Below are 12616 nucleotides of genomic sequence, written 5' to 3'. Positions count from 1 at the left end.
GGCGGGCGCGTTGTCGCCGTGGGCGCGGCCGCGGGCGGCGGCGCCGTCGTCGTCGCAACGCTCCGCCTCGTGCTCCGGGGCCTCCGCCTCGGCGGCGCCGAAGAGCCCGAACCAGTTGCCCGCCGTGGTGACGTCCTTGTCGCCGCGGCCGGAGATGTTCACGATGATGACCGGCTCGCGGCCCAGCTCCTCCCGCAGCCGCGGCGCGATCTTCTTCGCGGCGGCGACGGCGTGGGCGGACTCGATGGCCGGGATGATGCCCTCCATGCGGGACAGCTCGGAGAACGCCTCCATCGTCTCGGCGTCGGTGATGGGCAGGTACTCGGCGCGGCCGTCGGCGGCGAGCTTCGAGTGCTCCGGGCCGACGCCCGGGTAGTCCAGGCCGGCGGAGATGGAGTGGGACTCGATGATCTGGCCGTCCTCGTCCTGCATCAGCGCGGCGTAGGAGCCCTGGAACACGCCCGGGCGGCCGGCGGTGATGGGGGCGGCGTGGCGGCCGGTCTCGACGCCGTCGCCGGCGGCCTCGGCGCCGAAGATGCGCACGGACTCGTCGTCGATGAACGGGTGGAACAGGCCGATGGCGTTGGAGCCGCCGCCGACGCACGCGACGACGGCGTCCGGCAGCGCGCCGTTCGCCGCCTGGATCTGCTGGCGGGCCTCGACGCCGATGATGCGCTGGAAATCGCGGACCATCTGCGGGAACGGGTGCGGGCCGGCGGCGGTGCCGAAGCAGTAGTAGGTGTCGTCGGCGTTGGCGACCCAGTAGCGCATCGCCTCGTTGATGGCGTCCTTCAGCGTGGCGGAGCCGAGCTCCACCTCGATGACCTCCGCGCCCAGCAGCCGCATCCGCGCGATGTTCAGCGCCTGGCGGCGGGCGTCGACGCCGCCCATGTACACGCGGCACTCGATGCCCATCAGGGCGCAGGCGGTGGCGGTGGCGACGCCGTGCTGGCCGGCGCCGGTCTCGGCGATGACGCGGGTCTTGCCCATCTTCTTCGCCAGCAGCACCTGGCCCAGCACGTTGTTGATCTTGTGCGAGCCGGTGTGGTTGAGGTCCTCGCGCTTCAGCCACACCTGCGCGCCCACGCGCTCGGAGAACCGCGGGGCGCGGTACAGCGGCGACGGGCGGCCGACGTAGTCGCGCTGCAGGTCGTCGAGCTCCCGGCGGAAGCCCTCGTCCACCCGCGCCTTGGCGTAGCCGTCGGTGACCTCCTCGATGATGGCCATCAGGGCCTCGGGGAGGTAGCGTCCGCCCCATTCGCCCCAGTGCCCCAAGTCGTCGGGCTCGTGCGCGGTGCGCTCCGCGATGACCTCGCCCATGGTGGGCAGCCGGTCTCCGCGGGCGTCGTGGTTCTTGTAGTCCTGCTCACTCACGCCGACCATTGTGACGCATGGACCGGTGGGTCCGCGCGGAAGGGTCGGGATTCGCCGGGTTCGCGTGACGACGGAACCCCGCCCGGCGGCCCGTCCCCCGCCGCGGCAGGGTCCGGGCCCCGCGGGCGGGGCCGGGGGTCGGCGGCCGGGGAGGCGGCCGTCGTCACGCATCCGGTGCCGCGGCCGGGGACCGGCGCCGGGCGGATGGCGCGGCGGCCGGGGAGGCGGCCGTCGTCACGCGGAGGGGGCTACGCGTCGTCGGAGCAGCCGGCGCAGTGCAGCGACGGGTGGGCGCCGGCGGCGACGAGCTCGCGGCACGCGCGGCCCGGATCGCCCGCGGTGACGAGGCCCTCGCCGACCAGCACCGCGTCGGCGCCCTCGGCGGCGTAGACGCAGAGGTCCTCGCGGTTCTTCACGCCGGACTCCGCGACCTTGACGACGTCCTCCGGCAGCTTCGGCGCCAGCTTCGCGTAGACGCCCATGTCCACGTCGAGCGTCTTGAGGTTGCGGGCGTTGATGCCCAGGATCTTCGCGCCGGCCTCGACCGCGCGATCGACCTCCTCCTCCGTGTGGGCCTCGACGAGGGCGTTCATGCCCAGCGACTCCGTGAGGTCCAGCAGGGACACCAGCGCCGCCTGGTCGAGGGCGGAGCACATGAGGAGCACGAGGTCGGCGCCGTGGGCGCGGGCCTCGTACACCTGGTACGGCGTGACGATGAAGTCCTTCCGCAGCACCGGGACGTCCACCGCCGCGCGGACCGCGTCCAGATCCGCCAGCGAACCGCGGAAGCGGCGCTGCTCCGTCAGGCACGAGATGACCGCGGCGCCGTTGTCCGCGTACGCCTTCGCCAGCACCGCCGGCTCCGGGATGTCCGCCAGATCGCCCTTCGACGGCGACGCCCGCTTGACCTCCGCGATGAGCCGCACGCCCGGGGCGCCCAGCGCCGCCAGCGCATCCAGCGCCGGCGGGGCAGCCTTCGCCTGCTCCTTGATCTCCGCGAGGGGGACGCGGACCTCGCGCTCGGCGAGGTCCTCCCGCACCCCGGCGATGATGCCGTCCAGGACGGTGGTCATGGGCACTCCCCTTCCTCGGCGCCCCGGCCGGCGCCGCGGGTCGGCGCCGGCCCCGTCGCCGGCCGTGACCGGCGGCTGCCGCCGTCCGCCGCCGGCGTCGATGGTGGCGTCGGCGGGGTCGGCGGGCGCGGGGCGCGTCGTGTTCGCCCGTAACCGTAGCGGGGCGGGTGCGGCGCCGCGTGCGCGGGGTCGGGTTTGGAGGGGAACGGACCGGACGGGCCGCGGCGTCGTGGCTGGTGGAGAAGGGTACGGGGTGGTGATTGCCTTGCAGTGCGAGGGCTTTGGGCGCCGACCTCGCCACCGCCACCGCTCCCATGGCCGGGGAAGCCGGGCCCGCCGACGACATCCGAAGGCAGACGGCCGGGCCGGTTAGCGACGTCCGGCGGCGGGCCGGCTGGACACCGACGGGAGCCGACGGGCGCCACCTGGGGTTAACGGCCTTTAGCGGGCCAGACGCACGATCGCTCCTGGGCTTTTGCCGCCGCCGGTGAGGTGTTGGGCCCGCTAAAGCGCGTTAACCCGGCACCGGCGACGCCGACGGAATTACCGGCCACGACGATCCCGGCGGAGGTCCCGCGGACGGGCGCCCCGCCGCCCTCCCCCGCCCTCCCTGCCCACGCGACGGGGACGAGGGGGCGGCGGCTCCGGCGGGGAGCCGAGGAGCACGCGGAGGTGGGGCGGCGAGATGTGGCCGGCGGGCCGGGAAAATCCGGCCGGGCCAGCAGGATGCGGGCCGCGGGGCCGACCGGCAGGAACCGCCAGGAACGAGCAGGAGCCGGACCGCCCTAGCCGCGGCCGTGGCGCGCGTCGCGCACGTCGTCGTGGTCGATGTCGCCGAGGTCCCCGGCGTCGACGTCCGTCGGGTCCACGCCCGCGTCGAGCGCGTCCCACATGACGCGGCCGGAGGTCGGCTCCTCCTTCAGATCCTCGCGGACGCGGGACCGCCGCACCTCGGGGGTCTCGTACGCCCCGGCCCTCCGGCGTGCGGCGCCACCGCCCGGGCGGACCGCCAGCAGCACGCCGCCGAGGACGCCGAGCGCCGCGGCCGCGATGGCCAGGCCCGGCATGAGGCCGTGGGTCTGCAGGTCGGCGACGGTCGCCCAGTCGGTGACGGTCACCGGGTCGGAGGCGCGCTGCGACGCCTGCCCGGCGGTCAGCAGATCGAGCGCCCGCTGTGGGTCGGCGCCGGAGGTCAGCAGCTGCAGCGGCGACCACGACGCGCCCGCCGCGACGATCGCCGCGAGCACGCCGACGACCCGCCTGCCGACGGACCCCAGGATGAGCGTGGCGGCGACGCCCGCGAGCATCGTCAGCACGAGCGCCGTCGTCTCCGGCGCCCACGTCGCGCCGACCATGTCGATGACGGACTCGCCGGCCTTGTCGTCCGCCGTCCGCACCGTCAGCCACGTGCCGCGCGACGCCAGCCAGATGCCGACGGCCGACACCGCGACCAGCGCCATCGCCAGCGCGGGCCGGCGGTCGCCCGCTTCACGACGGGGCGAGTCCGCGTCCGCCACCGGCGTCGCGGTCGAGTCCTTCTCGCTCATCGGTCCTCCTCCCCCGCGGCGTCCGCGCCGTCCGCGGCGGCCGGGCGCAGCGTCTCCGCCGCCGCCACCGCCCGCAGCACCGCCGCGGCCTTGTTGCGGGTCTCGGCGTCCTCGGCGTCCGGGTCGGAGTCGGCGACGATGCCGCCGCCGGCCTGCACGTACACCGTGCCGTCCTTCACCAGGCCGGAGCGGATGGCGATGGCCTGGTCGGTGTTGCCGCGGAAGTCGAAGTAGCCGACGGTGCCGCCGTACACCCCACGGCGGGTGTCCTCGAGCCGGTCGATGATCGCCAGCGCGGACGGCTTCGGCGCGCCCGACAGGGTCCCGGCCGGGAAAGTGGCGGCGAAGGCGTCGACGGCGGAGGCCCCGTCGTCAAGCTCACCGCGGACCATGGAGACGAGGTGCATCACGTGGCTGTAGCGCTCGACGTGGCGGAAGTCGTGGACCTCGACGGTGCCCGGGCGGCTGACGCGCCCCAGGTCGTTGCGGCCGAGATCGACGAGCATGAGGTGCTCGGAGTTCTCCTTCTCGTCGGCGAGGAGCTCCCGCTCCAGCGCCAGGTCCTCGTCGATGTCGGCGCCGCGCGGCCGGGTGCCCGCGATCGGGTTCGTGACGACGACCCCGTCGCGCACCGCCACCAGCGACTCCGGCGACGACCCCACGATCTGGAAGGCGGTCTCGGTCATCGACTCGTCGGGGACGTTGAGCAGGAACATGTACGGGCTCGGGTTCGACATGCGGAGCATCCGGTAGATGTCGAACGCGGAGGCGTCGGTGTCCATCTCGAAGCGCTGCGACAGCACGATCTGGAACGCGTCGCCGGCGCGGATGTGCTCCTTGCACTCCTCGATGCGGCGCTTGTGATCCTCGGCGGTGCGCTGGCGGCGGACCTCCGGCTCGACGCGGCGGACGTCGGCCGGCGGCAGGGTCGTCGGGCGGGACAGGCGGTCGAGCATCGACTCGACGCGGGCTACGGCCTCGTCGTACGCCTCGTCGATGCGGTCGTCGGAGCCGTCCCAGTTCACCTGGTTGGCGATGAGCCACACCGTGCCCTCGTGGTGGTCGACGACCGCGAGGTCCTCCACCAGCAGCTGCACCATCTCCGGCACGCCGAGGTCGTCGTCGCACGTGTCCGGCAGCTTCCGCTCGATGAAGCGGATGATGTCGTGGCCGAAGTAGCCGACCAGGCCCGAGGTCAGGGCGGGCACGTCGGCGCCGTCCTCGAACGGCGGCAGCTGCGTGTGCAGCAGGTCCAGCGTCTCCCGCAGCGCGTCGAGCGGGTCGCCGCCCTGCGGCGCGCCGGCGGGCACCCGCCCGATCCAGGCGGCCTCGCCGTCGACGACGGTCAGCGCCGCGGAGGTGCCGCAGCCGATGAGGCTCCACCGCGACCACGACTCGCCGACGTCCGAGGACTCCAGCAGGAACGTGCCGGGGCGGTCGGCGGCGAGCTTCCGGTACACGGTGAGCGCCGTCTCGCCGTCGGCGAGCACCTTCTTCACGACGGGCACGACCCGGTGGTCGCGGCCCAGCTCCCGGAACCGCTCCCGGGAGGTCATGGTGGTCGGCTTCGAAGTGGTGGGCATGGGGGTCATTGTGCCATGCGTTGCGACGGCCCCCGCGCGGTGCCGGGGCCGCGTGGTGCCGGGGCGCGGGGTGCGCGTGTTCCGGGTGCGGGCAGGCCTGTCCCCCGGCGGCGGGGCGCCCCTCGCCTGGCGCCCTAGAAAATCGGGTCGACGTCGAAGCAGGAGTGCGCGCCGGTGTGGCACGCGGCGCCGGTCTGCTCGACCTCCATGAGGATCGTGTCGTGGTCGCAGTCCAGCGCCAGCGACGTGACGTGCTGGAAGTGGCCGCTGGTCAGGCCCTTGATCCAGTACTCGGACCGGGAGCGGGACCAGTAGGTGCCGCGGCGGGTGCCGATGACGTAGGCCAGGGCGTGGTCGTCCATCCACGCCATCATGAGGACGCGGCCGGAGCCGGTCTCCTGCACGATGGCGGGGACGAGGCCGGCGTCGTTGCGCTTCAGGCGCCCGGCGATGTCGGGGTCGAGCTCCCAGGTCGAGGGGTCCTCGGGGTCCTGTTCGCCGCCGAGGACGACGTCGGGGAACCGGCCGGCGTCGTCCCGGTCGGCCCCGGAACCGCCCGCGCCGCAGCCGCCGCTCACCGCCGCACCTCGATGCCGGCGCCGGCCATGGCGTCCTTGACCTCGCGGATGGAGACCTCGCCGAAGTGGAAGATGGAGGCGGCGAGCACGGCGTCGGCGCCCGCCTCGACGGCCGGCGCGAAGTGCTCGGCCGCGCCCGCGCCGCCGGAGGCGATGACGGGCACGTCGACGGCCTCGCGGACCTTGCGCAGCAGCTCGAGGTCGAAGCCGTCCTTGGTGCCGTCGCCGTCCATGGAGTTCAGCAGGATTTCGCCGACGCCGAGCTCCTCGCCGCGGCGCGCCCACTCGATGGCGTCGATGCCGGCGGAGCGGGAGCCGCCGTGGGTGGTGACCTCGAAGCCGGACGGCTGCGGCTGCCCGCCCTCGGGGACGCGGCGGGCGTCGACGGACAGCACGATGCACTGGGCGCCGAAGCGCTGCGACAGCTCGCGCAGCAGCTCGGGCCGCGCGATGGCGGAGGTGTTGACGGAGACCTTGTCGGCGCCGGCGCGCAGCAGCTGGTCGACGTCCTCGACGGAGCGGACGCCGCCGCCGACGGTCAGGGGGATGAACACCTCGCCGGCGGTGCGGCGGACGACCTCGAGCATGGTGCCGCGGCCGTGCTTGGAGGCGGTGACGTCGAGGAAGGTGAGCTCGTCGGCGCCCTCCTCGTTGTAGCGGCGGGCGAGCTCGACGGGGTCGCCGGCGTCGCGGAGGTTCTCGAAGTTGACGCCCTTGACGACGCGCCCGTCGTTGACGTCGAGGCAGGGGATGACGCGGACTGCGACGGCCATGGTGTTCTCCTGAGTGGTTCGTGGTGGGTGGTGCTTTGCGACGGGTGCCGCTCCGCTTGCCGGGCCCCGGCCGGTTGGTGCGGGCGACGGGCCCGCGGCGCGGCGGCCGCGGGGCGGGCCGGCCTTTGTGCCGCCGACCGGGCTCCGGTTCAGGTCCGTCCGCGGAGCAGGGCGGGCGGGGCGACCTCGGCGATGGCGTCGAGGAGCTTGGCGTGGACCTCCGGGGTGCCGGCGAGGACGCCGACGGAGCCGGTGTGCCACTCGCGGCCGGTGAGGTCGGTGACGACTCCCCCGGCCTCCCGGACCGCGAGGACGCCGGCGGCGTTGTCCCAGACGTTCGGGGAGAAGGTGACGGCGCCGCCGTAGGTGCCGCACGCCGTCATCGCGAGGTCGTAGCCGACGGAGCCGCTGATGCGCAGCGCGGGCAGACGTTCGCCGACGGCGGTGAACAGGGCGCGCCGCCATGCGCGGGGGAAGCGGCCCTCCCGGCCGGTGATGACGGAGCCGAAGCCCAGCGGCGTCGGCACGCTGCGGTGCGGGCGGCAGGCGACGGACTCGCCGTTGCGGCGCACCCCGTGGCCCTCTGCAGCGGTGATGCGGGTGCGCGCCATCGGCAGCGACGTCACCGAGGCGATGGGCCGGCCCCGGTGCACCAGCGAGACCAGGATGGCGCAGGCGGTGTGGCCGTTGGCGTAGTTGGTGGTCCCGTCGATGGGGTCGACGATCCACGTGGTGGCCGTGGCGGCGTCGGCGCCGCCGGATTCCTCGCCGCGGAAGGGCAGCCCCGTCGCCGTCGTCAGGCGGTCGCGGAGCCGCTCCTCGATGGCCAGGTCCGCGGCCGTGGCGACCGACCCGTCGGGCTTGCGGACCGACGGCGCGGAGCCGAGGTTGTCGCGGAAGAGGTCCTCGACGTCGCCGACGGCGCGTTCGGCGATGCCGAGCATCTCCAGCGGGTCGGGTGCGGTGGTGGCCATGTGCTGCTGCCTCCCTCGTGGCGTGGGGCGGGTGCGGCGCGTGCGGTGGCGGCTGGTGCGAACGCCTTAGGCGCGGGCGACCTCGAGGGCCTGCTCCAGGGTGAAGCGGCCCGCGTAGAGCGCCTTGCCGACGATGGCGGAGTCGACGCCCTCGTCGACCAGCGTCTTGATGGCCTCGAGGTCGGCGAGCGAGCTCACGCCGCCGGAGGCGACGATCGGCGCGTCGGTCGCGGCGGCGACGTCGCGCAGCAGGTCGAGGTTCGGGCCGCCGAGGGTGCCGTCCTTCGACACGTCGGTGACGACGAAGCGGGAGCAGCCCTGGGAGTCGAGGCGCTCGAGGACCTCCCACAGGTCGCCGCCGTCGGAGACCCAGCCGCGGCCGCGGAGGCGCCACTCGCCGTCGATGTTGCGGACGTCGAGGCCGATGGCGACGCGGTCGCCGTGGCGCTCGATGACGGACTTGCACCACTCCGGGTTCTCCAGGGCGGCGGTGCCGATATTGACGCGGCGGCAGCCGGTCGCGAGCGCGGCCTCCAGGGAGGCGTCGTCGCGGATGCCGCCGGAGAGCTCCACGTCCACGTCGAGCTTGCCGACGACGTCGCGCAGCAGCTCGTAGTTCGTGCCGCGGCCGAAGGCGGCGTCGAGGTCGACCAGGTGAATCCACTCCGCGCCCGCGTTCTGCCAGTTCATGGCGGCGTCGATGGGGGCGCCGTAGTGGGTCTCGCTTCCCGCGGCGCCCTGGACCAGGCGCACGGCCTGTCCATCGGCGACGTCGACGGCGGGCAGCAGGGTCAGGCTCATGCTTCTCGTTCCTCCTGGTCGGGGTGGGGCGAACGGTGCGGGCGGTGCGCGCGGACGGGCCTGCCGGGGCCGTCCGGGGCCGTCCGCGGGCCGCCCGCGGTCACCGGTCGAGTATAGGGCAGGCCCCGACATGCCCCGGCCGCCGCACCGCGATCCGGCTCACGAGCCCGCCCGCGTGCCGCCGGCCCCGGTCCGAAACGCCCAGCCCGCTCTCCCGGAGACCATCAGACCCGGTTCCGAACAGCCGCCCCACCGGTCAGACCCACTTCTGGCCATTTCGACCTAGTTCTAACTGGGTCGGAACGGCCACAAGTGGGTCTGACCAGCAAGCGCCCCGCTCTACCCAGGTCTAAACGACCCCGTCCTAACCACGCTCGCGCCGGCCCACCCTTGCCCCACCGCAGCGACGGGGTCCAAACGACCCCATACCGCCCGCCCGCTTTCCGCCCCGTCCCACCGCCACGCCACACCCGGGTCCAAACGACCCCAAGCCGCCCCTCCCCATCCCACGGCTCCCGTCGCACACCACGCCCACCTCGCCACCCCTCCCATCCCCGCCACCACACTCACCCCGCCGCCACGTCGCCCCGTCCTCACATCCCCTCGTCCACCCATGTGCCCGTGAAGTCGCGTCCGCGCCCCGCCCTCTTCTCCAGCAGCCGGCGGATGACGGGAAACGCGGTGCCGTGGAACGCCTCGGCCCAGGTGACGCGTTGGACGTGCAGCCCGGTGTGGGTCAGGTCGTCGTGCCGGCTGATCTGCTTCCGCGCGACGGCGACGGGGTTCCCGTAGGCGCCGGAGGTCTTGACGTCCCCGTCGAATTCGACGACCAGCCCGGCGTCGGGCCAGAAGAAGTCGACGACGCCGACGAACAGCTCGCGTTCGTCCCGGATGGTGATCTGCTGCATAGGCGCCGGAAGCCCGTCGTCGGCGCAGCCCCATTTCGTCAGCGATTCGCCAATGCTGCCGCTGCGGTCGCCGGCGAGGTCGACGGCTCGCCGGGCGTCGCGGAGCCGCTTCCGGCGAGTGCACCGTTCCAGCGCGGCGTCGAGCTCGTCGCGTCGGACCTGACCGCCGCGCAGCGCGGATTCGGCGACGCAGAATCCCCCGCGCCCTCCGTGCAGCAGGGCGGTCTCCACGATGGTGCGCGCAGGTGCGGTGACGCGTACGCCGTGCTTGACGACGATTTCCTCCTCCGCCAATTCGCGCGACCTGCGGTGAATCAGCCCGGCTCGTTCGAGGCCCGCGGTCCTGGGTGCGATGACGTCGACGACGTTGTCCGTCGGCAGCAGGAAGTCGAGGCCGAGGATGGCGGCGGCGGCCGGTCCGGTGACGACGTCGGATGGCCGGCGGAGTCCGGCGCCGAGGGCTCGGGCCTCGAACAGCCGTTTCCTGTCGAGCGGGCCGTCGGGCGTCGGCGCGTAGATGCCGCGGAGAACGCGTATGAGCTCGTCGCGTGCGATTGCGGTCTTCAGCCGGCGTTGGTTCGGTTGCCGGCCGCCGACGTAGAGGCCGGTGTCCGTGTCGCGGACCAGTCCGGGTAGGCCGGTGCCGCCGGTTCCTCCCCGTCCCCGCCCCGTCGTCGTCTGTTCGTTGGTGCGTCCGGTCATCGTTCGTCCCCTCCCGGGGCCTCCTCCGGGCCCCACCTGATTGGACGCGCCGGATGACACTCCGGTTCCATCCGGGTCTGAAAGCCGGGGTTTCGGCCTCGTTGCTCCTCCCCGAGCCTTCGTGGCCGTCGTGGCTGGGTCAGGACAGGGTCTTTTCGACCCTGTTACGAGAACCCCGCCTACCCGCCAGACCCACTTCTGGCCGTTTCGACCCAGTTAGGACTAGGTCGGAACGGCCAGAAGTGGGTCTGCCCGCAGGCGCAGGCGTCCAGAAGTGGGTCCGCACGCTTGGGTGGGCGTTCGGAAGCGGGTCTGGCGGCGGGACGGCGGCCGATCACGTACACCCGGCCACTCGGACGGCCGCTCGACCGCCCGACAGGCCAGCCGGGCCCGGCCCGCTCCCCTCCTGCTCCCCCGGCACGTCGCCGGGGCGGGGCGCCGCCATCTCCAGCTCCGCGGGCGTGAGGTTCGCCCGCGCCGTCAGCCGCAGCCGCGAGCCGCCGGGCGGCACCGACGGCGGGCGGAACACGCCGACGAGCACGCCGCGGGCGAGCAGGTTGTCGCGGGCGGCGACGGCGCGTTCGGGGTCGCCGAGCACGACGGGGACGGCGGCGTCGACGACGCGGGGGTCGTCGTGAAGCCCGAGGTAGTCGTTGGCCGCGAGGTCGAGCGGCGCGGCCTCACCGCCGGCGACGGCCCCCGAGGGCGGGCGGACGAGGAGGTCGCGGTGCAGGCCGCGGGCGCGCCGGTCGTCGGCGATGCGGCCGAGCTCCCCCATGATTGATCGGTGTTCGGGTGCGGGCATGCCCCGAGGCTACCGCCGGAACGCCGACCGCCGGAGCGCCGACCGCCGGCCCCGGCGGCCAACCCCCGGGTCCCCCGAACGCCCGCGCGCCCCTACCCCAGCGTCGCGACCCAGTTGCCCAGCAGCCGCAGCCCGGCGTCGCCGGACTTCTCGGGGTGGAACTGGGTGGCCCACAGGGGGCCGTTTTCGACGGCGGCGATGAAGCGGTCGCCGCCGTGTTCGGCCCAGTGGACCAGCGGGGCGGCGATGCGCCCGGTGTCGCCGAGTTCCCAGCGGCGGACGCCGTAGGAGTGGACGAAGTAGTAGCGCTCGTCGGCGTCCATGCCGGCGAAGAGCTTCGACCCCTCGGCGACCTCGACGGTGTTCCAGCCCATGTGGGGCAGGATGGGCGCCTCGAGGCGTTCGACGGTGCCGGGCCATTCGCCGCAGCCGGGGGTGCCGATGGGCCGGGGCTCCTCCGCACCCGCCGCATCGCCAGACCCAGCGACGGCGTCGTCCGCCGCCTCCGGGGCGTGGATGCCCTCGGCGAATTCGACGCCGCGGTCGAAGAGGATCTGCATGCCGACGCAGATGCCGAGCACGGACCGTCCGCCGGCGAGGCGGGAGCCGATGAGGCGGGCGCCCTGGACGCGGTGGAGGCCCTCCATGCAGGCGGCGTAGGCGCCGACGCCGGGGACGACCAGGCCGTCGGCGGCGAGGACGGTGTCGGGGTCCGCGGTGACGGTGACGTCGGCGCCGGCGCGTTCGAGGGCGCGTTCGGCGGAGCGGAGGTTGCCGGAGCCGTAGTCGAGGATGGCGACGGTGGTCATGCGGGCGATTCTATTAGGCGGGGTGCGGGGCGCGGGAATCGGGCGGGCGGCGGGTCCGCGCCGCGGTTGGTGCTTTACGACGTCTCCCGCGCCGCGTCCATCCCCCGGGTGCGCGGGGTGGTCACGGATACGATGTGCGTGACGACGTCCCCCGCCCCGACAGGAGCCCTCCCCGATGCCCGAGATCCGGATGATTCGGCCACAAGCATTTCTCTTCCACCGAATGCCCAGCCTCCCTCTCAGGCTCCCAGCACGCTGTCTACATGGCACGCGCCCAATACTGGTACGACCGCATGAGCGGCAGCAAGCCCGCCCCGACACCACAGGCAAAGCCCACACCGCCCGCACCCAAGCCCTCCGTCAACATCGACGCGCTCGCCGACGCGGTCATCCGAGGCGACTACGGCAACGGCGACGAGCGCAAGCGGCGCCTCGGCGGCAACTACGCGGCTGTGCAGAAACGCGTCAACGAGAAGCTCGCCGGACGCAGCCCCGCCAAGCCCTCCGTCAACATCGATGCCCTCGCTGATGCGGTGATCCGAAGCGACTACGGCAACGGCGACGAGCGCAAGCGCCGACTCGGAGCCAACTACGCGGCCGTGCAAAAGCGCGTCAACGAGAAGCTCGGCATCCGCTAACCCACACGAGAAACACTCTCTGGCCCCGTCATCACCTTCATCCAGGTGGTG

Annotated in this window: 10 protein-coding genes and 2 pseudogenes; 1 reads left to right on the top strand and 11 read right to left on the bottom strand. The window is 73.8% G+C overall.

Annotated elements, in window-relative coordinates:
- Positions 1-36: 36 nt before the first annotated feature.
- The 11 genes and pseudogenes from trpB to QQS41_RS09510 all read right to left on the bottom strand — a co-directional run.
- A pseudogene (gene trpB, locus QQS41_RS09560) lies at positions 37-1320 on the bottom strand (tryptophan synthase subunit beta); the annotation flags it as partial.
- A gap of 302 nt (positions 1321-1622) precedes the next feature.
- On the bottom strand, positions 1623-2447 hold the full coding sequence (trpC, locus tag QQS41_RS09555) for an indole-3-glycerol phosphate synthase TrpC (protein ID WP_448852470.1): 825 nt from the start codon (positions 2445-2447) through the stop codon (positions 1623-1625).
- 785 nt (positions 2448-3232) lie between these two features.
- Positions 3233-3994, bottom strand: a complete 762-nt coding sequence (locus QQS41_RS09550; RefSeq protein ID WP_448852469.1) for a TIGR02234 family membrane protein — start codon at positions 3992-3994, stop codon at positions 3233-3235.
- Complete coding sequence (locus QQS41_RS09545; RefSeq protein WP_448852468.1) at positions 3991-5577, bottom strand: anthranilate synthase component I; 1587 nt, start codon at positions 5575-5577, stop codon at positions 3991-3993. Before QQS41_RS09545 ends, QQS41_RS09550 begins: the two co-directional genes overlap by 4 nt.
- A 134-nt stretch (positions 5578-5711) precedes the next feature.
- On the bottom strand, positions 5712-6155 hold the full coding sequence (gene hisI, locus QQS41_RS09540) for a phosphoribosyl-AMP cyclohydrolase (RefSeq protein WP_448852467.1): 444 nt from the start codon (positions 6153-6155) through the stop codon (positions 5712-5714).
- Positions 6152-6928 carry an imidazole glycerol phosphate synthase subunit HisF gene (gene hisF / locus QQS41_RS09535; RefSeq protein ID WP_448852466.1) on the bottom strand — a complete coding sequence of 259 codons (777 nt, stop codon included), beginning with the start codon at positions 6926-6928 and terminating at the stop codon, positions 6152-6154. Before hisF ends, hisI begins: the two co-directional genes overlap by 4 nt.
- 149 nt (positions 6929-7077) lie before the next feature.
- Positions 7078-7902 (bottom strand): inositol monophosphatase family protein, encoded by an 825-nt coding sequence (locus QQS41_RS09530; protein WP_448852465.1) that lies wholly within the window; start codon positions 7900-7902, stop codon positions 7078-7080.
- Positions 7903-7968: 66 nt separating this feature from the next.
- Positions 7969-8703 (bottom strand): bifunctional 1-(5-phosphoribosyl)-5-((5-phosphoribosylamino)methylideneamino)imidazole-4-carboxamide isomerase/phosphoribosylanthranilate isomerase PriA, encoded by a 735-nt coding sequence (gene priA / locus QQS41_RS09525; RefSeq protein ID WP_448852464.1) that lies wholly within the window; start codon positions 8701-8703, stop codon positions 7969-7971.
- 593 nt (positions 8704-9296) lie between these two features.
- Positions 9297-10313 carry a hypothetical protein gene (locus QQS41_RS09520; RefSeq protein WP_448852463.1) on the bottom strand — a complete coding sequence of 339 codons (1017 nt, stop codon included), beginning with the start codon at positions 10311-10313 and terminating at the stop codon, positions 9297-9299.
- 334 nt (positions 10314-10647) lie between these two features.
- Positions 10648-10926, bottom strand: a pseudogene (locus tag QQS41_RS09515) (8-amino-7-oxononanoate synthase); the annotation flags it as partial.
- A gap of 284 nt (positions 10927-11210) precedes the next feature.
- A complete protein-coding gene (locus QQS41_RS09510) occupies positions 11211-11927 on the bottom strand; it encodes an imidazole glycerol phosphate synthase subunit HisH (RefSeq protein ID WP_448852462.1) in 717 nt (238 codons plus the stop codon).
- A gap of 293 nt (positions 11928-12220) precedes the next feature.
- Here QQS41_RS09510 and QQS41_RS09505 point away from each other — a divergent pair, with 293 nt between their 5' ends.
- Positions 12221-12565 carry a hypothetical protein gene (locus tag QQS41_RS09505; RefSeq protein WP_448852461.1) on the top strand — a complete coding sequence of 115 codons (345 nt, stop codon included), beginning with the start codon at positions 12221-12223 and terminating at the stop codon, positions 12563-12565.
- The last annotated feature ends 51 nt before the right edge of the window (positions 12566-12616 follow it).

This window comes from Corynebacterium sp. 335C (genome assembly GCF_053525695.1).
The sequence above is the reverse complement of the archived record's forward strand: the minus strand, read 5'-3'. Positions and strand labels throughout refer to the sequence as shown.

What these genes read in the sequence shown, in the direction of transcription:
- QQS41_RS09550 (WP_448852469.1), bottom strand. Translation starts at nt 3,994, where the DNA reads ATGAGCGAGAAGGACTCGACCGCGACGCCGGTGGCGGACGCGGACTCG.
- QQS41_RS09505 (WP_448852461.1), top strand. Translation starts at nt 12,221, where the DNA reads ATGAGCGGCAGCAAGCCCGCCCCGACACCACAGGCAAAGCCCACACCG.
- trpC (WP_448852470.1), bottom strand. Translation starts at nt 2,447, where the DNA reads ATGACCACCGTCCTGGACGGCATCATCGCCGGGGTGCGGGAGGACCTC.
- QQS41_RS09545 (WP_448852468.1), bottom strand. Translation starts at nt 5,577, where the DNA reads ATGCCCACCACTTCGAAGCCGACCACCATGACCTCCCGGGAGCGGTTC.
- QQS41_RS09510 (WP_448852462.1), bottom strand. Translation starts at nt 11,927, where the DNA reads ATGACCACCGTCGCCATCCTCGACTACGGCTCCGGCAACCTCCGCTCC.
- hisF (WP_448852466.1), bottom strand. Translation starts at nt 6,928, where the DNA reads ATGGCCGTCGCAGTCCGCGTCATCCCCTGCCTCGACGTCAACGACGGG.
- QQS41_RS09520 (WP_448852463.1), bottom strand. Translation starts at nt 10,313, where the DNA reads ATGACCGGACGCACCAACGAACAGACGACGACGGGGCGGGGACGGGGA.
- priA (WP_448852464.1), bottom strand. Translation starts at nt 8,703, where the DNA reads ATGAGCCTGACCCTGCTGCCCGCCGTCGACGTCGCCGATGGACAGGCC.
- QQS41_RS09530 (WP_448852465.1), bottom strand. Translation starts at nt 7,902, where the DNA reads ATGGCCACCACCGCACCCGACCCGCTGGAGATGCTCGGCATCGCCGAA.